Origin of the sequence: Marinicella litoralis (assembly GCF_002591915.1) — a bacterium.
GTDB lineage: Bacteria > Pseudomonadota > Gammaproteobacteria > Xanthomonadales > Marinicellaceae > Marinicella > Marinicella litoralis.
Map to the genome: position 1 here is coordinate 1261328 of NZ_NIHB01000001.1, position 21736 is coordinate 1283063.

Consider the following 21736-nt stretch of genomic DNA (forward strand, 5'->3'; position numbering starts at 1 on the left):
AGGGGCCAGCCTTCATTGAGATTAATATTCAAATTCCTAGTTTCTTTCTGAGATTTAATTTATAAAACTATATATTTTTGAGTTAAACCCAATACAATATATTATGTAAATAAACTATCACTTTTTTCATCTAATGGAGTATCTTTTCTCATACATATCAAATTGCCCTCATTATCTTTAAAGTATTTCCTGTCCAATTTTGCGAAATTATCACAAATAATACTCACTGGATCTGGTGAACCAAAAAAACCGACTAACCTATACTTATGATTCCATTCTAATGCCCAAGACCATAAATTTTTAGTTTTATATTCCTTGATAGAAGCTTTAAAAAAACCATCTGCTGTAACAGTTAATAGCCTTGGAAGCCATTTGGAAGTTTCATTCATAAAATCTATGAACACGGGATTGCCCCAATCAGTTTTGATTCCTTCAATCAATGGCATAAAAGCTCCTGCACACTGCATACCCTTTTTATCTTTTTTAGTAAAAGTTAATAAATAATAAAAAGCTTTGATATGATACCTAGCAAGTTTATATAGCCTGTCAGTTTCAATCTGAGGAGATGAGGTTAGTTTGAAGTTCATTGTCATGCCAGAGAAGGGGGTGCAATTTATATCCAAAGATTCTTGGCTATATTTTACAAGTTTGTTTGTAAGTTGACTCTTGCAGTTCTCTGCTTTCCTCAGAGACTCTGCCACAAGTATTTCATCATTAACTGCAAACTGCCCTGATACAGTTGGTTGCATTGTAATTGCTGAAATATCGTTCTCGAGTATTGATTTTTCGTTGTTGCAACTTGAGCAAGCGTTAGCTATCAAGTTCCAGCAATTTTCTAATTTTCCTTTTGGTAGAAATTTTCGGCCAATTACATGTTCTTTTGAGGAGCTTTTTCTACTTAAATATAAGCCACAGTAAACACAAGTTTTATTTTTTAAAATATGGGGTCGATTAGGGTCACAGTCTTCCATTTTTACTATTTATTTAACAATCAAAATTCAATTCTTTGTGCAAGTTATACAGCTTAATACATTTTCATCGGTACTTCTCATATTTGTTTGATTTAGACATTATTGCAGGCACATTAATTTTTTGTCGTGAAGCAAAAGACAGCCATGAAAAGGCACAATAGGAATTAAATTGGCTGATCAAAATACCCGGCGGCACTTCGACGGGCTCAGTGAACTTAGTTGTAAATGTGGTGCCCAGGAGAGGACTTGAACCTCCACGACCTTGCGATCACCAGCACCTGAAGCTGGCGTGTCTACCAATTTCACCACCTGGGCATGTTGCAATGATATTGCAATCAGTTTGCGTATTCTACTTGATAGCTGGTGTGAAAAAAACAGTTTTTTGCTTTGCTTAAAATCAGCGATTTTTATTGGTTTGTTGAAGATTAAAGTCCCATAATTTCATCAAGTTAGCAATCAAGGCTTTGCTGGGTGGAAGCCAGCTCTCACGGATGTCAGTAGGGTAAAACTGAGACAAATCCTGTTGGTGTTCTTGTTCCATGATCAACCAGTCCAATAAGGCGTGGCCTTGCCCTGCAAATTCCCAGTCAATGATCACAGCTTGGTCATTGCCCAGAAGATTGTTTGGGTTTAAATCCGAATGATAGAGTGATTGACATGCAGACCAGAAACCTAATTGTTCCAACTGATCGATTTGATGCATGGTTTCAGCGGCCAAGTCATCAGGTATGTGATTTATTTGTTTGAGGTAGTGGGTGATTCGCTGGTCCAGCCGGCTGGCTGAGTGATGGCAGGGAATTTGATGCAGGGCGTTGAGGCTGTCTGCCAGTTTTGTAAAAGCCCCTACATCGGTGGTATTACTTTGTCGCCATGTGGCGAGGTCACAATAAGCGGTGATCAAGTAGCCAGCAGCCGGGTTGGCATCTATCACTTCGGGCGATAGTTTCAATGGGGCAATCAAGTTCAGAATGTCTTGTTCCAATTTGCGATTGACGCCCAATTGGGCCTGATTCAATCGCACCACCCAAATGCCTTGATGGGTGGTGACTTTGAAATTCAAATTACTGATGCCACCGGTGATTCTTTCACAACCCAACAACCCAGCTTGTTGAATGGTGGGTATTTGAGTGATTTGTCTAAGCCAATTGGGCTGCATAATGCCTGCGCCAGTTAAAATAACCGACCACGGTTAACACCACGTAAAGGGCAAACATGGCAGCGGTTAAAAATAAGGATTTGCTGGCAAAAAGATAAACTGAAATGATGTTAATAACCAACCAGTAATGCCAATTTTCCAACACTTTGTGGGCAACCATGACAGTAGCCAGCACCGCAAAACAGGTGGTGAATGCATCTAAATAGGGCATGGATGCGCCGTACTGGCTGGCGGCATAACCCAACAAGGGAACTGCCAAGGCGGTGGGAATGATCAGGCTGATGTGTTTTTTTACAGACCAGCTGGTGATCTGGCGATTTTGTTGGTCTTTACCGTGTCGCCACTGGTACCAACCGTAAACGGCCATCAATAAATAATAAACGTTTAACAGCGATTCAGAAAGCAAGGATACGCTGTGGAATAAGTAGATGTATAGACTGGTACTGATGAAGGCAAACAACCAACACCAAATATTTTCCTTGATGGCTAAGATCAAATACATGATCGCTGCCAACACAGCCACCACTTCAAGTGTTGACTGTGCTTGCCAGGCTGTAACGATTTGTTGCCAGATGTCAAACATCATGCCATATTGGGTGACAAGTCGCCATTAAGTACCTTCATCACAAATGCCGCTTTTGGCGTGTGATGGTGCGTGCGTTGCATTTCGCTGTTCAAAATTTCTAATACCTTGGCATATTCACCATACACCTGAGTACTCATGGTGTTTTCAACCACTTTAAGTTCGGTGTAAGTATTCAGGCGATCAATGAATTCTTGAATCGGCGGTATGTAGTTTTGATCCAGTGGATACAAACTGATTTCTACAGATACTTGCATGTTGACTCCTAAAATTGAAACTGTGCTGTGAGGCCAAAATGTTTGGGATCGCCCAAATGCTTATACAGTGTATCAGCATAATCAGGCGGTTCAACACCAAAATAGAAACCCCTTACTGCATAAGTCTCATCCAGTACATTGCGTCCCCAAGCATAAACAGACCAGCTGTCGGATTGGTAGCCCACTTTTAAATGCAAAATTTCTCGGGCTTCGGCTCGTTGTTGATGTGAATCTGAAAAATAGAACCCATCTGACCCATTCAAATCAGCACGTGCAAACCATCCACTGTCAGCTGAATAATTCATCCCCAGATTGAAGGTATAATCGGGCGCATGGGCTTGTTTTCTGCCATTGAAATTATCATCCACTGTCACATAATCATCGAAGGTGGCGTTCAATAAGCCCAAGGAGCCATGGAAACTTAAGTTGCGGTTGATTTGATACAGCCAATCCGCTTCTAAGCCGTAGTTTTTGCCGGTGGCCGCATTGCCGGTAAAGAAGGTGTAAGTCAGTGGATCGGTCGGGTCATCTTGGGTTGAGGTACTGACTTGCATGTCTTGGCGTTTGGCATAGAAAGCACTGAGGTTTAAACTCAAACGGTAATCCAGCAGCAAGGCCTTGATACCGACTTCCAAGTTCAATAAAAACTCAGGATCATAGGCACGACGGTCTTCAGTCAAAGTAGCGCTTAAGTTAAAGCCACCGGCTTTATAGCCACGAGACAAGGTGGCATAAATATTTTTCCCTGGTTGCCATTCATGGTTGATGGAAATTTGACCGCCGAACATGTCATCATCAGGAGATAAATCCAAGCCACTGTTGTCATTGTAGTCAGCAGTTCTGCGTTCAAACCGCAGTCCTGTGGTCAACACAGTTGTTTCATTTATGTGGGTATCAAATTGACCAAATAAGGCGATGTTCATGGCCGAAAATCGACTGTCAAAAGCACGGCTGACATCACCATTGTAGAAGTCATTGATGACATTGTCTTCATCGAGTTGTGCCAAATACAAACCAGTCAACCAATCAGTAGACGAATTGAAGACTCGGGCATCTGGTTTGGAAACCAGTCGAAACTCCTGCGTGAAGTTTTTTCGTTCTCGGTCATTGTTTGAGGTGAAATCATAGGGTGCAAATTCACCCCAATATTCATCATTGCCCCAGTCACCATCGAAGAAATATTGTATGTCAGAGTCGGTGTAACTGGTGATGCTGATGAAATCAAAGTTGTTGGCAGCAGCAAGGGTGTTTCGGACACTGAAACCCATCGAGCGCTGGTCATCTATGCCCAAGTCATCGGAGTGGGTGGTCAAGGTGTTTTCTGGATTCCATTTATCAAAGCCATTGTTGATATCAACCAACAACAAGGTTAAATCAGCCTGCCAGTCAGGGTTGACGGTCCAATTGACTTTGCCACGCAGCATCATTTCATCCAAGGAATCGGTGTCGTCAGCATGGAAAAAGTCATTGCGACGAAATCCATCGCTGTTGAATTGGTGGGCAGCCAAGCGGTAGGCCGCACGATCAGAAGTTCCTAGGCTACCAGTGGCGCTAAACCCTGCCGCATACCGACCATAATCACCCACGGTTGTTTCAAGGGTAAAGCCCTCATCAAAGCTGGGGTCTTGGCTTTGTACATAGATCAGGCCTGCCAAGGCATTGGCACCATAACGTGTTCCTTGTGGACCACGCAAAACATCAACCTGTTGTAAATCAAACAAAGTGGCTGCGCCACCGATACCCGTGAAATCGATGTCATCAATGATGAAACCGACCGAGGGATTGGGAGCGCCTTCATATTGTGAGCGTTCGCCAATGCCACGAATTTGAAAGTATCGTGGTCGGCTGGTAGAGCCTGACCAGTTTAAATTAGGCACCAAGCCCATAACATCTTGAAAATGTTGGGTGCCTGCTTGTGACAAGGTGTCCTGGTCTAAAACCGAGACGCTGGTGGCAACCTCTCGCGTGGTGGTGTCTTCTCGCAGATCAGCCGAAACAGTCAAGTCTGAAAGTTGTTCAGGCTTGTTGCTGTCATCTGATTTTTGCGCAATTGTTGTGTATGGCAAGGCAGCCAATAACAGCGCCAACATCTTCATCAACGATGTGGCAGAACGGTGTTTAGTAAATTTCATTGGATCTCTCATTAAATAATTAATAAATTGAGACCCGGTTTTGGCGTGTTGAAGTCAAATACCCATTCCTACGCCGGTATTAACCGGATCAGGTTCAAAGGGTTTGTCATGATGGTGACATCTCAGGTTTAAAATACAACCACCCCTCGGATGCCGCGCATTCTATCACATTGCATGAATGGGTCAAATACCAGGATGAAAAATGGATGCTTAGATTATTCTCATTGAATCAACAGCTTTGGTTTCGATTTTCCAGATTTTGTGAATCAGTTCACTTAAACTGAATGGTGTTACAAAAAATAAAAAAATATAAGGCAGCAAATGGCAGTGCAAAGTATTATATAGAGGGAAAGGGCATCTTGCCTTTATTCAATCCTGGAGTGATTGAATGGTGAGATTGTTAGATTTAACGTCTGTTTTTGGCAGTTGGTTGTCAGTGAAAATGACCTGTGTTTTAAGCGGACTCAGAAGAGGTGAATGGGGATTAAAATGAAATACAAACAAATTTGGCTGTTGCTGTTAATTTTTAGCACTGGCTATGCTCAACAAAGAACCAACGACACGCTAGAATTAGAAACTTGGAAGGATCTACTGGCAGAAAACAGAATAACGCAATTGGAATACAACCAGCAAGAAGCCAGGGTTAAATACCAGCAACGACAAAAAGAAATGCTGGTTCAAAATCAAAACAATACTGCTGTCATCAATGGAGGCGGTACCGCTTCAATAAGTGGTACAGTGAATGCAGTTGATCCAGAAAACATATTAATCAGCCTTTGTACGGGAAATGTGTACAACTGTGTGGGTACAACCACCGACCAATTTGGTGCTTACACTTTTACCAATCTGGCGGTGAACAGCTATTTGGTGGTAGCGAACGATAATTACGATGATTACCTCAATGCCATTTGGGCCATAACAGGAACGGAGCCTTGTTTTAACAATTGTCCAACCGATGCAGACAATCAAATTGTTTTGGCGGATGGTGAAGCCAGGGTAGGGGTAGATTTAGACTTAACCGTGGGTGCATCTATTTCAGGAACAGTGCTTTCAGGTGCCACACCAGTTGAAGGCAATTATGTTTCCTTAAGAAACACGCCGGGCCAACAATATTTAGGAAACGCCTACACCGATGCATCAGGTAACTACAGCTTCAAAGGAATACCTGATGATGATTACTATTTGCTGCTTCAAAGTCCAGATGATATTTACATTGATGCCATGTGGTCCAGTACCGGCACCGTTCAATGTTATGACTGTAATCCAGATGTCGACAGCACCATCAGTTTGGCGCCGGCTGAGATCAGGTCAGGTGTGGATTTTAATTTGACCATTGGTGCCACCCTTACAGGTCAATTAACCGATCAAGACACTTTGGCTGGGGTGGAGACGCTGTCAGTTCAGTTATATGACACCGCAGAGCTTCCTTCTTATTGGTATTTTTATACTCAGTTTGATGGTTCGGGTAATTATACCGTCAGCGGCATTCCAACCGGCAGCTACAAAGCATATTTAGAACCTCAGTATGATTCGGGTAATGTGTACATTCCTGAAGTTTATAACAACATCCAATGTAATGCTTGTACCACCTTAGTCTACAACGGCGCAGGAGATACATTGAATTTAGTCAATGGTGCAACTATGCCGAACATTGATTTTGCCCTTGAAGTGGGTGCCAGTATTTCTGGTTTTATAGTTGATAACAACAATATATTTCTGCCATTGACACAATATGGCAGAATCATGTTATTCAATGATTCCAATCGATTTTTAGCCAGTGAAATTGTCTACGGTACAGATTTTGATCCGGCTGCCACTGGAGAATATAAAGTAGGTGGATTGATTCCAGGGATGTATTTTGTGCAAGGCGGCGATGTTGGTAGACAATTCTATCAACGAGAACTGTTCGAAAACATTGCATGTCCATGGAGCGGTTGTGACCGTGGCGGCGGCGGTGACCCAGTGGTATTGGGCGATGGTGAACAAAGACTCGGCGTTAATTTCTTATTGAATTATGGTGGAAAAATCACTGGAACGGTAACAGATGCTTTGACCGGATTACCGGCTGATGACACCTATTCTGAATATGTTCAATTTTATGACAGCAATGGAGCGGTCGCTGGCGGCGGCGTCATTGAAGAAGATGGTAGTTACATTTCTGCCCGTGCCTTGCCTCCTGGCGATTATTCAGTGAGAACCGGCAGCATGTTCAATGGGGTGTTTATTTCACCTTATGTGATGGAAAAATACGATCCAGCCGGCAACATTGATTGTCCCGGTGTGAGCTGTGATTTAACAGCAGGAAACGTTACTGTGACAGCTTACGATCCCTTGGATCCAACTCCTGAAGATTCAGCCACGGTGACGGGCATTGATTTTGCTTTGTCGACTGGATTCAGTTTCTCCGGAACCATCACTGAACTGGGTTCAGCCGATCCGATTGCTGATGTGCATGTGTTGGTGTACAACGACATGGGTCAATTTGCCAATTGGGCAACCACCGATGCCGCTGGGGCATTCACTGTTCATGGATTACCTGCTGGCACTTATTATGCCTTGACGAACAACGGATCAAATTTGCCTTTCATGGGCTTGAACCAAACGGCTGCTGGTGGATGGATTGATATTTTATTCAATGGCATTCCTTGTCCAGGTTCGGCTTGTGATGTCACCACCGGCGATGCCATCGTATTGGGGGCAGCCAACAGAGGAACAACGGTGCCTGTATTTGATTTTACCATGGTGGCAGGTGGTACCATCGCCGGTCAAGTGCGTAATTTTGACAGTCAGTTACCAGCCAGTGGTGTTGAAGTGAATGTGTATAATTCCAGTGGTGATTCTTATGGCAGTTATGTGTCTGATTCCAATGGTTACTTTTTAACAGTGGGATTCCCAGAAGGGACTTACTACCTAACCACTGCGAACAATGGTGCCTTGTTAGATGGCATGTATGGTGGTGGCTATTGTATTAATCAAAATTGTAACCCACTGGATGCCAGTCCCATTGTGATAGTTGGCGATCAATCGGTAGTTGGTGCTGATTTTGAGTTGCGTCCTGATTACATTTTCCGGGCCGGCTTGGAATGATCGATTAACCCTTAGAATCAAAAAAGGCCGCTGTTCAGCGGCCTTTTTTATGGACAGTCAATTTTTAAAACTAGGATGGCTGATTGTTGTCACGAAATTGAATCAGTTGAGCCGCTATGCTGATGGCAATTTCAGCCGGGATGTCTTGTCCCAATGGCAAGCCAATGGGGCAGTGGATTTTGGCGGTCATTTGACTGGACACACCTGCGGCAAGTAACTCTTTTTTCAATAGAACTGATTTGGAATCACTGCCAATGATACCGATATATGGCGGTGTTCGGTCAGCCAAAATATGCTGGATGATTTTGACATCTTCACAATGCCCTTGGGTCACAGAAATGATGTAACTGTTTTTGGGTAATCGTTTGACGACCTGTGTCATGTCATTGTGAGTAATGGTGGTCAATGCCGGGTGCTTGGGAAGTTTGTTGGTCCATGCTTCGCGGTTGTCTATACATTGGACTTGACAGCTTAAGGTCAGCAACAAGGGAATCAGTGCTTGGGCCACATGCCCAGCGCCGAACACGGCAATGTTCCACTGGTCGTGGCGGTACACTTCGAAAAACAGTTGAACCACTCCACCGCAGGTCATGCCGATATCAGATTGTAAATTTAAATCAAGGGTTTGTGTGTTGCTGGCATGGTTTTCAGCCAACAATTTTTTGGCATGTGTGATGGCAAACAACTCGAGTCTCCCACCACCAATGGTTCCTTCATAGGGGCTGTCTGTACTGTCAGCAATGACCAACATTTTGGCCCCTGGTTCTTGCGGTGCACTGCCTTGCATTTGGGTGATGACCACCGAAACAAAATTAACATGTTGAGATATCAATTGTTGGATGCTTTGGTGGTGCAGTAAATACCGGCTCATAAGACCTGTTCAGGCATTTGGCCGGATAGATTCATTAGAATGGTTTCACTGGTGGCAGGAATACACAAACCTGCCGTGTCACTCAAACCGGCATTGCGTAAAGCATCTTTGATGGCACACCAAACGCTTAAGCCCAGCAGTAAAGGTGGTTCACCGACTGCTTTGCTGCCACGAATGTTCATCACATTGCTGTGGTTTTCAATAAAATCGATGTTAAAAATACGTGGTGTGTCATGAATGCTGGGAATTTTATAGGTGGTGGGAGAGTGTGACAGTAACTTCCCTTGGTCACTGTAATATAAATTTTCAGTGGTCACCCAGCCAGCACCTTGGACGAACCCGCCTGCCACTTGGCCATGATCAATGCCATCATTAATCATTCGGCCCAAATCCATTAATAGGTCTGTGCGCAAAATTTTGACTTCCCCGGTGTAACTGTCGATGCTGACTTCTGAGGCAGCCACCCCGTTGGTGAAATACAAAAAGGGGCGCCCTTTGCCTTTGGCTTTGTCGTAATAGATTTCGGGCGTTTTGTAGTGGCCATAATCACTGAGACTGATGCGATTCAAATAAGCGATACCGACCAATTCATTGAATTTAAAGGTTTGTGAGGGTTGTTTTAGGTTGATGACTTGGCCGCCTTTGAATTCAATGTGATCGGTTGCTCTGCCATCAAGTAAACACAGTTCATGTTCATCGCTGGGCACAAAACCAGCCCACAACTGTGAGGCTATATTGGCCAACCTGGCGGTGATTTTATGACAGGCATTGGCCGCCGCCGCACAATTGATGTCGGAACCACTGGAAGCGGCTGTGGCTGAGGTGTTGGCATTTTTTTCAGTCGAGGTAGGCATCAAGCGCACATCGGTTTCAGCCACCCCCAAAGCCTCACTGACCACTTTGCGAATTTTGCTGTTAACCCCTTGACCCATTTCGGTGGCGCCGGTAGAAACTTGCACGGTTCCATCGACATGCACGTTGACCAGGGCATTGCCCTGATTCAAAAAGCGAGTGGTGAACGAAATGCCAAATTTAACAGCACTTAGGGCCAGGCCTTTTATCAGACCAGTTGATTGTTGGTTGAATTGCTTGATGGACTTCCTACGAGCGCGGTAATCGGCTGTGCGTTCAATTTGTTCAAACAATTCGGGCAGTACATTGTGATCGACGGTTTGTCCATAATGTGTTTGTTGTTCATTCCCTTGGTAACAATTAATTTTTCGGACATCCAAAGCATCGATATCAAGGTGTAGCGCAATCTCTTCCATGATGTGTTCAATCACCGCTGCGCCTTGCGGCCCACCAAATCCCCTGAAGGCAGTGTGCGGGTGGGTGTGGGTTTGACAAATGGTGCCGGTGATCCTAGCGTGCGGTAAATAATAGGCATTGTCGACATGGAACATGGCCCGCTGCAAGATGGCTGGGGTTAAATCAATGTAGGCGCCACCATCGGTGTAAAAATCAACATTCAAGGCTTGGAGCTTACCTTGGTGATCAAAAGCCACTTGGTAGTCATTACAGAAAGGGTGGCGCTTGCCGGTCACGATCATGTCATCGTCTTTGCTGAGTACCAAACGCGCTGGCTTTTTGGTTTTGTGAGCCACCAAGGCTGCCAAGGCTGCATAGTGTGCTGATTGAGATTCTTTACCTCCAAAACCACCACCCATGCGTTTGACTGTGGCGACCACTTGGTGTTGTTTCAAGCCCAAGGCACTGGCCACCACATGTTGTACTTCGGTGGGGTGTTGCGCTGAAACATGTACATGTAAACAATTGTTCTCTTCTGGATAGACAATCGAGGCCTGGGATTCCAAGTAAAATTGTTCTTGTCCTCCATTGATGAATTGTCCAGTGAGAAGGTGCTCGGCTTGGGCAAATTCAGCGGCAGAGTCACCGGTTTCAATGCAATATGTTTCGCCCATGAATCGCCTTTGAGCGCGGGCTTGTTTTAAATTCAACACCGGCTGCTTGGCTGTGATGTCAATTTTTACCACGGCTTTGGCCGCCAAGGCCGTTGGTTTGTCAACAGCCGCAATCACCAATATCGGCTCGCCGATATAATGAACTGTTTTTTCGGCCAGTAAAGGTTGGTCTTTGACGATAGAGCCCCAACGGTTGCTGGCCAAGTCTAGATATGAATAAATGCTCTTCACACCCTCAATGGCAATCGCTGCTTTGGTATCAATATGGGTTATGTCACCGTGAGCGACAGTTGAATAAACCACTTCAACCCAGAGCTCTCCAGCTTGTTTAGGGCGGTCATCAATGAATTCAGATGTACCGCTGACATGGCTGACCGCTGAATCATGAGGCAAGTCCTTGAACTTCATGCTTTGACCTCGTGTGAGGCTTGTAGCTCAGCCATGAATTTTTTATACAGATTGGCGACCAATAATTTGCGATAGGCTTCGCTGCCCCGCACATCTGACATCGGTGTCACTTGATTGGCAATCATCTCAGCCGTGGCTTTAATGTGTTCGGGTTGTAGTAAATCTCCCATATGTTGACCAAGCAGACTTTGTTCTGCGGTTTTAAGGCGAACGGCTGTGGCCGCAACACCACCCAATGCAATGGCGACAGCTTGCAATTGATTGTGTTGATCAAACCGCATCATCAAAGCCGAAGAGACACAGCTGATATCAAGGTCTCTGCGTTGCGAGACTTTATACAGTTTTAAAAAACAGTCATCGGCCTTGTTTGGAATTTCTACATGGGTAATCAATTCATCTGCAGCCAAGTCCATTTGTCGATATGCTTGGTAAAAATCATTGAGGTTAACCGTTCGGCCAGTGGTGGGACCTTGGATGTTGAGACGGGCATCCATTGCCAACAAAAATGGCAGGTTATCACCGATCGGTGAGCCATTGGCGATGTTGCCAATCAAGGTGCCATTGTTCTTAATTTGCGGCGAGGCAAAAATGTGCATGAATGCTACCCATTCAGGATGCACATCACACAGTGCTTTTTCCAACTGAGACAAGGTGACTCTGGCACCTATGCGGGCGCAATCATCTTTGAGTTCACAATGATGTAATTCTTCAATCAAATTCAAACTGACCACGCGTTGTTTTTGCCAATGACCTTTGTTGAATTGCACACCTAAATCAGTCGACGCAGCGAAAATTTTATGTTCAGTTGACGTCAAAGCTTGAGCGGCTGAAATGCTGTCCAGAGGAGCGTCAAAACTGTTGTTCTGATGTTGTATCCGCACGGCGGTTTGGCTGTGAGTCAGTAAATCTTGGTGCAACTGTGGGTTGTGGTAACAGTCTTTGATGCTTGAATGGTTTTCATGCTTGATGTCAAGCATGGCATTGATGATCGACTGATAGCCAGTACATCGGCATAAATTACCGGTTAAAAAATTTCGGGCGTGTTGTTTTTTGATTTTGTTTTTGACTTCCATCATGCCGGCCGCTGCCATCACAAAGCCAGGGGTACAAAAACCACATTGGGTGGCTTGGGCTTGCACCATGGCTTGTTGAACAGGATGCAATTGATTGCCTTGTTTATCAGGGGATTGTTCAGGCAGGCCTTCTATGGTGATGACATGACAACAATCCAAACCATGCATGAATTGTATACAGGCATTGATGGATTGGTATTGAATTTCGGTGGTTGTTGATCCCGGTTTGACAGCAGCCATCAAAACAGTACATGCCCCACAATCACCCTCGGCACACACCACTTTGGTTCCAGTCAGTTGTTTTTCATGTCGCAAGTAGTCAGACAACGTCATGAAGGCTTGTTCGCCACGAATTTCATGGCGCTCGCCATTGATATAAATGACCAAGTAATCACGAAGTTGATCACTGTTGTTATACCATTTTGGATTCAGGTCGCTGGTCATGCTTGTTGTTCGGTTCTGTTTTTAACGATTTTCACAAATGATTTACAGCGCACTTCGGCCAATGATAAGCCGGTTATTTCAATTTCATCTTCAGTGATGGCCCCACAATTCAGGGCGCGAAGGAAGTAATTCAACAAGCCTTGACCGGTGGCGGCATCATCAAAAACATCACCAACCAAAGTGGCTTGTGCGGCTTTATCAATGAAGTTTTTTAAGCGGATGGAGGCCTGCTCTAAACTGGCCAAGAAAAATGCATAATTGGCTGCATAGCGGATGGGGATTTGTGCCGGATGTAAATCCCAACCTTGGTAGTACCCCATTTCCAATGAATGGGTGATGTGGTCGAAACTGAGTTTCCAGGCTGCATGAACGGTTGCTTCATCACCAACAGGCATGATGCTGGTGGCACCATTGGACAACCAGACACCCGTTCCCGCAAATGCCAATTTCATCATTTGTAAGGCAAAATCACAGCTGGGATGGTCCATGGTTTGTAACGCTGCCGTGATGTCAAAGCTGGCGGTGTAATCATAAGTACCAAAATGGGCACCGCGACAACGTCCGGCAGTTGCTTGGTAAATCAACGGTAAATGACAAACACCATCTTGTGACAGCAAAGCCTGGGTGTTTTCGACCATGATTTCAATCTGAATGGAACCATTGTTTAAACCCAACTGAATTTCTAAATGATCCAATACACGAATAAAAGCAGTGACTTGTTGTGGAATCAGTACTTTGGGTAAAGTAACAATGAAGTTTTCAGGTAGCTTACCGCCATTGGCATTGACCAAGGTGCTGATAAAAATATCCAGTGTGCGCGCACTGCGATGCTTCAACTCTTCATTAAAGGGTTTTATTCTGATGCCCATAAAGGGTGCAGCCATGCCTTGTTGGATGGCTTTGGCCAATTCTTTGGCTGCAAATTCGGCAGTGGCATCTTCTTCAGCATCCGGTCGGTTGCCATAACCGTCTTCAAAATCAATTCTGAAATCTTCCACTGCGCAACGGGCCAATCGTTGATTCACGCGGTCATAAATTTGTTGCCATAATTTTTTATCACCTGGTAATCCCAAAGCCTGAGCAAATGCGCTGGCATCCGGTGCGTATTGCGCCAAAGATTGACGCGATAGCTCACCAATTTTTTGTGTGGTGGTCGATTTATACAGTTGTGCACCACCATACAATGTATGTGTGGGTTGCAAAGCTTCACGATCACCTGGATAGTGTTCTGCATACCGGTGATTGGCGGCCGCCAAAGGTTCAAATATTTTTTCTAAAATGATGGGGTCAATTGAAGCTGACATCAGCTACCTCGATAAGTTGAATAACTGAAAGGACTTAACAACAAAGGAACGTGATAATGTTGCTCGGTGTTGTTAACACGAAAGGGGATACAAACCTGCGGAAAAAAGCCGTTGCCTTGATGGTATGAATCGGTGTCAAAGGTCATTTGGTAGGTGCCTGTAGAAAAGTTGCTTTCTAATGAATCAGCGGCCCATTGCATGATTCGACCGTCTTCATCGGTGGTGCCTTCGGCCATAATTAACCAGCCTGTGGCTGTTGATTTCTCTAGTTTAACCTTGATTCCTGCGGCTGGTTGACCTTTGGCGGTGTCAAGTACATGTGTGGTTATTGGGCTCATTTAATGCTTTCTCTGTCGCTACTGATTAATAATTATATCTGATTCAACCCAGCGGTTCAGTCACTTAATAGTTTATCTAAACGCAAGTGGGTGATTTTGTTTTGTTCTGCTGCGGCTATTTTCAATTCTGTTGCTGCATCATTGGGCATCCTCTGGTTCAACAAGGCAAGCATTTCATCCGCACTTTTCCCCGTGGCGCAAACAATGAAAATAAAGCCAAATTTTTTCAAGTAAGCTTCATTGCCCTGTTTAAGCGCCAATAAAGTGGCTTCATTGGCTTGTTGGCTGCCTTGCTGTTCATTGCCAGCCCAATGTGCGGTGCTGGCAAACTTGGCTTTTAAGGCCGCCATGTCACCAATCATGGGGTGATGGGTAAAGGCTTCTAAATAATCTGTATCCGCCAATGCTTCCCACACAAGATCGCTTATTTGATGCAACCATTCGACGGAAGGGAAAGGTTGAAATTGTGCCAAAGTGTGATACCAAGCTTCAGCGCCACAACATTTGGCCAAAGCAGTTTCTAGGTCTTTCCGAGGCAGTTGATTCAGTTCTTGCAAAGTCATCGTGATGGTCAGCTTATTTGGTTTTTTTGGCTTTGATCGTGCCATTTAAGCGCAACCTGGATACACCACCATCAGGGAAAATGTTAAAGCGCACATGGCTGACTCGATCATGATGCCTCAATTGTTGATCAAAATGGTGTTGTTGGTGTGCTGTGAGTTTGGTTTCTGGTATCAGCAATTGCCATTTCAAATGTTCCAAATCATCGTCTTTGGCATCCGGTGCAAAAACCGATTCCAGAGAAAAACGATCGGGGAAGTTGCCTTTGAAATGATGGGTGTCGACTTCAACTTGTTCGATAAACCCAGCATGGCCCAACTTCAAGATTGACCAATCATGGCCCGGTCCACGACGTCGTTTGGTTTCCCAGCCATCACCCATATTGATGCCTCGTCCAGGCATTATGAGGTTGTCCTTTGAGCTGAAAAACATGTCATTACAGCAGATGACGCGACCACCGTTTTCAACAGCCACCAAATCGATGATTTGGTTGTCTGCCACCAAGGTCCAATCGGGTTTGACTTCTCCGTAAACTTTCAACCGTGCCACACCGCCATCTGGATAAATGTGTAAACGCAAGTGGGTCCATTCCTGGTCTGATTCAATGGGGTATAAATTTTGTGACCCAGGTGCCAATGGGGATTTGGGCAATATTTCGTGCCAGTCTGTTTCTAGCGGAGAGTGTTGAACGCAAGCCGCTTCCAGCGAAGCGTGAGGAGGGTGGTTGCCTAAGAAATGGTTGGTGTCAATATCTACGCCATGAATCACACCCCTAAGCCCCAGTTTCAGAGTGCACCAATCATGGCCAGCGGTTCTTTTGCGGCGACTTTCCCAGCCGTCCATCCACTTACCACGGTCGGTGTACTTGTCTTCAATGAAAATGCCGCGACCTGGTTTGATCAAGTTTTCTTTTTCGGCAAAAAAATCATCGCTGGTATCAAGCACAAAACCGCCGACACGTTCAGCGGCCAAATCAATTAACTGGGTAAAGTCTTTCATAACAAGGTTTGTCCCTGTGGTTGGTTATCAATAAGTGCATCAAAATGTTGCTGGTCATTGATGTCGTAGATGGTTTGGCCACGCAAGATGGTTTGTTGTACGGTGCCGAATACTTCAACCTCTTCATAGGCAGACGCTTTGTGTTTGTGGAAGGTTTGTTTGGCATCAATGATTTGTGATTGCTCAGGATTCCAAATCACCAAGTCGGCATCATAACCGGTTTCGATGCGACCCTTTTGATTCGCCAATTGCACCAATTCCGCGGGTTTTTCACACATCCATTTAACCAAATCAGCCACAGTATATCCCCGCTTTTTTATCGCAGTCCAAATCAAACCCAAGCCAAACTGCAAGGATGAGATGCCGCCCCATGCCTCCCATAAATTATGTTCTTCCAATAATTTCAGATGAGGGGTGCAGGGTGAATGGTCAGATACAATGAAATCAATGGTACCCACTTCCAGCCCCTTCCACAGTTGTTCTTGGTTGTGTTGGGGTCTGATCGGTGGACAACATTTAAATCGAGCATCGCCATCTGGAATGGTTTCAGCCGCCAAGGTGAGGTAATGGGGGCAGGTTTCAGCGGTGATTGGGATGCCCTGGTGTTTGGCGTCGGCGATCATATCCAATGCTTGGCAGGAACTCAAATGAACCACATGGACTTTACAGTTGTGTTTGGATGAGAGCTTGATGATGGCAGCGATGGCATCGGTTTCCCAGCTGTCAGGTCTGGAAGCCAAAAAGCTTTGGTAACTGCTCAAGTTGTCTGGGGTTTCAGTGTCAGGAGACAAAGCATGGGGATCCATTTCTGCATGGACCAATAAGGTGGCGCCACCAGCTGCCAAAATTGGCATGGCTTGGTCCAAAGTGGCGATGTCACTGGCTGGAAATTCATCGACACCGGAATCAATCATAAACGCTTTGAAGCTTTTGATACCGGCTTGCATCATGGCAGACAGTTCATTCGAGTTGCCAGGAATCACTCCACCATGAAAACCCACGTCAACCCACAGTTGGTCTTTTAAACTGTCCAGTTTAGCCTGCAATGCAGCCATGTCGGTGGTCACTGGAATACAATTCAATGGCATGTCTATGACGGTGGTTATACCGCCTGCGGCGGCGGCTTGGGTGGCGGTGTTGAAACCTTCCCAGTCAGTTCTACCGGGTTCGTTGATGTGGACATGGCTGTCTACCAGACCTGGCATAATGATGTGATCACCACAGTCTTGGTGTTCACAGTCACTGGGCACATTCAAGTGACCAACCACTGCGGAGATCAGCCCTTGATCAATCAATACAGTGGCCGCTTGTAATGTGCCTTGGTAAAACACTTGGGTGGATGAAAAGGCTTTCATTTATTGTTCACCCTTGAACATGGGTTCACTGTTGGCATTAAGCCATTGGCCCAGTTGTATTCGTTCTTCAGGCGTCATTTGACTGCTGTTGCCCAAAGGCATGATTTGACTTTGTACGGCCTGCGCTTTGATGATGTCGGCATGCTTAATCACCGATGGCAAGTCTTCCAGCATCAAATCTTTCGGTGCAGTAGCAAACAGTTCACTGCTGGGTTGTTGCGCATGACAGCTTTGACAATGGATCTCCATCATCTTCATCACGGCAGCATCGCTGATGACCCCAGCATTGTCATCCAGGCTTACAGGTTTGGTCAGGTATACCAATGCCACCATTCCCATCAATGACAGTGGCAATAACCAATGGTTTTTGATGCCTTTGCCCTTTAAATTAAACCAATGCCTGACTGCCACACCGATCAAGATTAATGCTGCCAATACCAGCCAGCTGTTGGCATGACCAAAAGTGCTTGGAAAATGATTGCTGATCATGATGAACAGCACAGGCAAGGTCAGGTAATTGTTGTGGATGGATCGCATCAGGGCCTTTTCGCCCAAACTGGGGTCGCTGGTTTCGCCATTGATGGCGGCATTGACCATGGTTTTTTGCGAAGGAATGATGACAAAAAACACATTGGCCACCATCAAAGTTCCAATCACCGCACCCACATGAATGTAGGCAGCCCGGGCACTGATCAATTGGGTCAGTCCATAAGCCATGGCCACAATCAAAACAAACCCCAGCAAGGCAAATAATTTCTTTTTGTTGACCAAAGCCGATTTGCACAACAAGTCATAAACCAGCCATGAAACCAACAAAGTACCGATACCCAAACCGATAGATTGTCCTGCACTGATGCTGGAGACACTGGGATTGAGCATGTAAATTTTGGCGTTGTAATAATACACAATGGCCAACAAAGTAAAGCCAGACAACCAGGTAAAATAGGCTTCCCATTTGAACCAATGTAAATGGGCTGGAATGGTTTTTGGTGCGTGTTTGTATTTTTCTAAATAATAAAATCCACCACCATGGATGGCCCATAAGTTGCCAGCCAATTCATCGCGTAAATTTTCAGTTCGATTGAGGTTGTTCTCAAGAAAGACAAAATAAAAGGACGCGCCTATCCATGCGATGCCAGTGATGATGTGAATCCAGCGCACTGATAAATTAAGCCATTCGATGATATGAGCTTCCAATTCAAACTGTCCTTTTTTGTAAGTAAGGGATTAATTATAAAGAGTGTAAAGATTTTTGTATACAGGCAGACCAGCAACTATCGATACATCACGTAACCCAATCAAGCACTGCAGTAAAGTAAAAATAAGGACTGTTTTGTTTGAATTTTACCCCAGAGTCGTTGATTATGGGTTAAACGCCAGTGGTATGCATCCAAAACAACAGCAAAGTGACTCTATAAAGGGAAAGGCAAGATTCGGAAGATCTGTTGTTAAGCTGACTGTAACAACAGCAGTAGGCAGCCAATATGGAATGTAAGTTAATTTTCATGTTTGTGTCAACCTGATACTCAGGTGAAGCGTTGGTAGATTAAACAAGTGGAGATTTGTATGAAAACAGTCCTCTTAATGTGCAACTTGATTTGGCTGCAATCTGCTGCCGCGGTAGAGTTGCACCCTGGTTTGAATGGTCCTTGGCATCAAGCTGAAAACCCTGGCCAAGGATTGGTCTTGCACCTCATACCGGAAAACAATCAAATCTTCATTGCTTGGTTCACCTACTCAGCCAACGGGGGTGAACAAATGTGGTTGACAGCCCATGGTAGTTTGGATAACAACCCGATTCAATTAACCATTTATCAATCAATCAATGGTCGTTTAAACAGCAATCAACAGTTACCGGAACAAATACTGTGGGGTACAGGAAGTATTGATTTTAGCAGTTGTTCGGCTGCTGAATTTAATTACCAAGGTGAGGTTCAAGGGAGCATGGCTTTGAGCAGAATCACGGCGCCAATCAGTTGCAGTGAGGCATCACCATGAAATATGTGAGTTTTATGTTTTATTTACTGTTGTCGCATGTAACCTTGGCTGCCAACCATCAAGTGATCGTCCATGAAAATCGATTTTCACCGGAGGTTGTGAATGTGCAATCAGGTGATACGGTTCAATGGGTGGTGACTGCTGGCAACCACCAAATCAGTGCCAATGCAAATAATCAAGCGGTGGCTTTTACATCACCCATGTTAACGCCGAATTCTCAATTTTCTTTCATTGTGGAAGGCAGTGGCGGTGAAATTTACTACCAAAGTACTGCCGATCCAAACATGCAAGGTGCCATTGTGGTAGCTGCTGAGGCGAATGATTTTGTAATAGACGAACGGATTAACGCCAATTACTTCAATCCTGACACGCCTGGGCAAGGCATGCTGTTTGAGTATGTGCCCAGCAGCCAACTGCTCATTGCATATTGGTTCACTTACAACCAAGCTGGAGATTCACAACAGTGGTTTATCGCCACTGGAAATCCAATGGGCAACCGAGCCACACTGACAGTTGCAGAACCGATGGGCGGTAAGCTCAATGACCCTCAAACCATCCATGTGGCAACTTGGGGCGAGTTGACCCTGGTGTTTGACAATTGTTATCAAGCCACTGCCTATTACAACGCATCAGCTGAGAAACATGCCGGTGAATTTTCGCTGGAAAGGTTGTATCTGGCCCAATCTTGTGAACCGGAGCATTTACCATGATACAAGCCAATCAATACCACCAACAACTGAAGAACATTTCTCAGGTGTTGCTGAACAGTGGCATGGGCAAGCTGCCAGCCATGACAAAAACCAACGGGCAACCCGTTAAGTTAGATGAACAGCCAGACCTTATGGTTCATTTTTTACGCCGCTGCAGTTATGGGTTTTCAACAGCTGAATTGACATTTGCTCAAAGCATTGGCTTAGATGCTTATTTAGAATATCAATTGGCACCTGAAGAGATGAACACCGATGCACTTGAAAATTTATTGAACCAAGTCTTTTCTTCATTGCAAATGTCTTATGCAGAAATCATTGCACGTTCAAGAACTGACAATGATTTCAACCCGGCCTTTGAGTTGATTGCTGCCACTTTAATTCGCGCCGCGTATAACCCTTCGCAATTGTTTGAAATCATGGTTGAATTTTGGTCGAATCATTTCAATGTCAACATATTCGATGGACCGATTCAGGTGTTTAAAGGAGTAGATGACAGAGACAATGTCAGGCCCAATGCATTAGGCAATTTTAGGGATTTGTTGCATGCCAATGCCAAAAGCCCGGCCATGTTGTATTACTTGGATGGATTTTCAAACACTGCCGATGGTCCCAATGAAAATTATGCCCGCGAGTTAATGGAATTACATACATTGGGTGTCAATGGAGGCTATTCAGAAGATGACGTTAAAGAGGTGGCTCGTTGCTTTACAGGATGGACCCTCTCTGAACAAGCCGATGAGTTGTTTGTTTTTTATGCACCAAACCATGACACTGGCAGTAAAACGGTGTTGGGACAATTCATCCCAGCTGGTGGTGGCATCGAAGATGGTGAAGCGGTGTTAGACATCTTGGCCAGTCATCCTTCGACAGCGGCTTTCATTGCTAAGAAATTGTGTCAAAGATTTATCAGTGATACGCCACCTCAAGCGGTTATTGATGCGGTGGCTGCCACTTTTGTACAAACCGATGGAGACATCAAAGCCATTTTGAGGACCTTGTTTACCCATGCAGAGTTTGCTACATCAGCAGGACAAAAATTTAAACGCCCGATTGAGTATGTGTTGTCGATATTTAGATCATTGAGTCCCTTAAGTACAGGGCGTTCATTTGAATTTATCTATCGACAAGTGCGCAATCTTGGGCAAACTCCTTTTTCTTATCCAGCGCCTACTGGTTACAGTGATGAGTCCAGTAGCTGGCTCAATACCAATGCCTTATTGGATCGCTGGAATTTAGGTTTTGCGATTGGCTTTGGCGATTTGGGTTTGGGGCGCAATGTCGATGACGACAATACCGCAGGTTCAGGTCCTCTGGCCGCAGATTTTTTATCCATTCCAGTGCTTACCATGCTGGGTTCGGCTCGCACGGCAGCAGCCATCACTGATCGCATGGTTGAACAAGTATTGCACCATTCGATCAACCAAAATGATCGCGATGCTTTGATCAAATTAGCCGCTGATGGTGAACCAGTGACGGTACCATTGTCATTAGATCAGGCCATGGCCAGTGCTCGTGCTGTGTTGGCTGTTTTATTGGCCTCACGCTATTTCCAACAAAGATAATGGGG

At 44.9% G+C, this 21736-nt stretch carries 18 protein-coding genes, 1 tRNA gene and 1 riboswitch; of the genes, 4 read left to right on the forward strand and 15 right to left on the reverse strand.

Annotation, left to right across the window (positions count from 1 at the left end; genetic code table 11):
* Positions 1–101 precede the first annotated feature (101 nt).
* The 6 genes from CCS90_RS05555 to CCS90_RS05580 form a co-directional block, all read right to left on the reverse strand.
* On the reverse strand, positions 102–971 hold the full coding sequence (locus tag CCS90_RS05555) for an HNH endonuclease (protein ID WP_099018485.1): 870 nt from the start codon (positions 969–971) through the stop codon (positions 102–104).
* Positions 972–1199: 228 nt separating this feature from the next.
* A tRNA-Leu gene (locus tag CCS90_RS05560) sits at positions 1200–1286 on the reverse strand.
* Between the two features lie 82 nt (positions 1287–1368).
* Positions 1369–2127, reverse strand: a complete 759-nt coding sequence (locus CCS90_RS05565; RefSeq protein WP_099018486.1) for a phosphotransferase — start codon at positions 2125–2127, stop codon at positions 1369–1371.
* Complete coding sequence (gene pnuC / locus CCS90_RS05570; RefSeq protein WP_246027016.1) at positions 2108–2713, reverse strand: nicotinamide riboside transporter PnuC; 606 nt, start codon at positions 2711–2713, stop codon at positions 2108–2110. The genes CCS90_RS05565 and pnuC overlap by 20 nt, the downstream gene beginning before the upstream one ends.
* The gene (locus CCS90_RS05575; RefSeq protein WP_099018487.1) at positions 2710–2967 is read right to left on the reverse strand and encodes a YkoF family thiamine/hydroxymethylpyrimidine-binding protein; all 258 of its coding nucleotides are present in this window, start codon (positions 2965–2967) and stop codon (positions 2710–2712) included. Before CCS90_RS05575 ends, pnuC begins: the two co-directional genes overlap by 4 nt.
* Positions 2968–2975: 8 nt before the next feature.
* Positions 2976–5099, reverse strand: coding sequence for a TonB-dependent receptor (locus CCS90_RS05580; RefSeq protein ID WP_162846823.1), 2124 nt, complete (start codon positions 5097–5099; stop codon positions 2976–2978).
* A gap of 48 nt (positions 5100–5147) precedes the next feature.
* Positions 5148–5256: riboswitch (TPP riboswitch) on the reverse strand.
* 332 nt (positions 5257–5588) lie between these two features.
* On the opposite strand from CCS90_RS05580, the gene CCS90_RS05585 reads away from it, so the two are divergent.
* Positions 5589–8186, forward strand: a complete 2598-nt coding sequence (locus tag CCS90_RS05585; RefSeq protein WP_099018489.1) for an MSCRAMM family protein — start codon at positions 5589–5591, stop codon at positions 8184–8186.
* A gap of 70 nt (positions 8187–8256) precedes the next feature.
* Here CCS90_RS05585 and xdhC read toward each other — a convergent pair whose 3' ends face one another.
* The 9 genes from xdhC to CCS90_RS05630 are packed head-to-tail and all read right to left on the reverse strand — an operon-like array spanning position 8257 to position 18658.
* On the reverse strand, positions 8257–9057 hold the full coding sequence (gene xdhC, locus CCS90_RS05590) for a xanthine dehydrogenase accessory protein XdhC (RefSeq protein ID WP_099018490.1): 801 nt from the start codon (positions 9055–9057) through the stop codon (positions 8257–8259).
* Positions 9054–11387, reverse strand: coding sequence for a xanthine dehydrogenase molybdopterin binding subunit (gene xdhB / locus CCS90_RS05595; RefSeq protein ID WP_099018491.1), 2334 nt, complete (start codon positions 11385–11387; stop codon positions 9054–9056). Before xdhB ends, xdhC begins: the two co-directional genes overlap by 4 nt.
* A complete protein-coding gene (locus tag CCS90_RS05600; RefSeq protein ID WP_099018492.1) occupies positions 11384–12904 on the reverse strand; it encodes a xanthine dehydrogenase small subunit in 1521 nt (506 codons plus the stop codon). Before CCS90_RS05600 ends, xdhB begins: the two co-directional genes overlap by 4 nt.
* Positions 12901–14208, reverse strand: a complete 1308-nt coding sequence (locus tag CCS90_RS05605; protein WP_099018493.1) for a DUF6986 family protein — start codon at positions 14206–14208, stop codon at positions 12901–12903. Before CCS90_RS05605 ends, CCS90_RS05600 begins: the two co-directional genes overlap by 4 nt.
* Positions 14208–14546: a hydroxyisourate hydrolase gene (gene uraH / locus CCS90_RS05610; RefSeq protein ID WP_099018494.1), complete on the reverse strand. Its 339-nt coding sequence runs from the start codon at positions 14544–14546 to the stop codon at positions 14208–14210. Before uraH ends, CCS90_RS05605 begins: the two co-directional genes overlap by 1 nt.
* A gap of 56 nt (positions 14547–14602) precedes the next feature.
* Positions 14603–15109: a 2-oxo-4-hydroxy-4-carboxy-5-ureidoimidazoline decarboxylase gene (gene uraD / locus CCS90_RS05615; protein WP_099018762.1), complete on the reverse strand. Its 507-nt coding sequence runs from the start codon at positions 15107–15109 to the stop codon at positions 14603–14605.
* A 13-nt stretch (positions 15110–15122) separates the two neighbouring features.
* On the reverse strand, positions 15123–16106 hold the full coding sequence (gene alc, locus CCS90_RS05620) for an allantoicase (RefSeq protein ID WP_099018495.1): 984 nt from the start codon (positions 16104–16106) through the stop codon (positions 15123–15125).
* A complete protein-coding gene (gene allB / locus CCS90_RS05625; protein ID WP_099018496.1) occupies positions 16103–17461 on the reverse strand; it encodes an allantoinase AllB in 1359 nt (452 codons plus the stop codon). The genes alc and allB overlap by 4 nt, the downstream gene beginning before the upstream one ends.
* Positions 17462–18658, reverse strand: a complete 1197-nt coding sequence (locus CCS90_RS05630) for a urate hydroxylase PuuD (protein ID WP_099018497.1) — start codon at positions 18656–18658, stop codon at positions 17462–17464.
* Positions 18659–19027: 369 nt separating this feature from the next.
* Between CCS90_RS05630 and CCS90_RS05635 the strand changes: the two genes are divergently transcribed.
* From CCS90_RS05635 to CCS90_RS05645, 3 genes are read left to right on the forward strand one after another with little or no spacing between them, the layout of a single operon-like run.
* Entirely contained in the window at positions 19028–19459 is a 432-nt protein-coding gene (locus CCS90_RS05635; RefSeq protein ID WP_133566490.1) for a hypothetical protein, read from the forward strand.
* Positions 19456–20169, forward strand: coding sequence for a cupredoxin domain-containing protein (locus CCS90_RS05640; RefSeq protein WP_099018499.1), 714 nt, complete (start codon positions 19456–19458; stop codon positions 20167–20169). The genes CCS90_RS05635 and CCS90_RS05640 overlap by 4 nt, the downstream gene beginning before the upstream one ends.
* Positions 20166–21731, forward strand: coding sequence for a DUF1800 domain-containing protein (locus CCS90_RS05645; protein ID WP_099018500.1), 1566 nt, complete (start codon positions 20166–20168; stop codon positions 21729–21731). Before CCS90_RS05640 ends, CCS90_RS05645 begins: the two co-directional genes overlap by 4 nt.
* The last annotated feature ends 5 nt before the right edge of the window (positions 21732–21736 follow it).

Excerpts from the sequence above, each read along its gene's own strand:
- CCS90_RS05605 (WP_099018493.1), bottom strand. The coding sequence starts at position 14,208 with ATGTCAGCTTCAATTGACCCCATCATTTTAGAAAAAATATTTGAACCT.
- CCS90_RS05580 (WP_162846823.1), bottom strand. The coding sequence starts at position 5,099 with ATGAAATTTACTAAACACCGTTCTGCCACATCGTTGATGAAGATGTTG.
- CCS90_RS05635 (WP_133566490.1), top strand. The coding sequence starts at position 19,028 with ATGAAAACAGTCCTCTTAATGTGCAACTTGATTTGGCTGCAATCTGCT.
- uraH (WP_099018494.1), bottom strand. The coding sequence starts at position 14,546 with ATGAGCCCAATAACCACACATGTACTTGACACCGCCAAAGGTCAACCA.
- CCS90_RS05585 (WP_099018489.1), top strand. The coding sequence starts at position 5,589 with ATGAAATACAAACAAATTTGGCTGTTGCTGTTAATTTTTAGCACTGGC.
- allB (WP_099018496.1), bottom strand. The coding sequence starts at position 17,461 with ATGAAAGCCTTTTCATCCACCCAAGTGTTTTACCAAGGCACATTACAA.
- CCS90_RS05575 (WP_099018487.1), bottom strand. The coding sequence starts at position 2,967 with ATGCAAGTATCTGTAGAAATCAGTTTGTATCCACTGGATCAAAACTAC.
- CCS90_RS05645 (WP_099018500.1), top strand. The coding sequence starts at position 20,166 with ATGATACAAGCCAATCAATACCACCAACAACTGAAGAACATTTCTCAG.
- CCS90_RS05600 (WP_099018492.1), bottom strand. The coding sequence starts at position 12,904 with ATGACCAGCGACCTGAATCCAAAATGGTATAACAACAGTGATCAACTT.
- pnuC (WP_246027016.1), bottom strand. The coding sequence starts at position 2,713 with ATGATGTTTGACATCTGGCAACAAATCGTTACAGCCTGGCAAGCACAG.
- uraD (WP_099018762.1), bottom strand. The coding sequence starts at position 15,109 with ATGACTTTGCAAGAACTGAATCAACTGCCTCGGAAAGACCTAGAAACT.
- CCS90_RS05565 (WP_099018486.1), bottom strand. The coding sequence starts at position 2,127 with ATGCAGCCCAATTGGCTTAGACAAATCACTCAAATACCCACCATTCAA.
- xdhC (WP_099018490.1), bottom strand. The coding sequence starts at position 9,057 with ATGAGCCGGTATTTACTGCACCACCAAAGCATCCAACAATTGATATCT.
- CCS90_RS05555 (WP_099018485.1), bottom strand. The coding sequence starts at position 971 with ATGGAAGACTGTGACCCTAATCGACCCCATATTTTAAAAAATAAAACT.
- CCS90_RS05640 (WP_099018499.1), top strand. The coding sequence starts at position 19,456 with ATGAAATATGTGAGTTTTATGTTTTATTTACTGTTGTCGCATGTAACC.
- alc (WP_099018495.1), bottom strand. The coding sequence starts at position 16,106 with ATGAAAGACTTTACCCAGTTAATTGATTTGGCCGCTGAACGTGTCGGC.
- xdhB (WP_099018491.1), bottom strand. The coding sequence starts at position 11,387 with ATGAAGTTCAAGGACTTGCCTCATGATTCAGCGGTCAGCCATGTCAGC.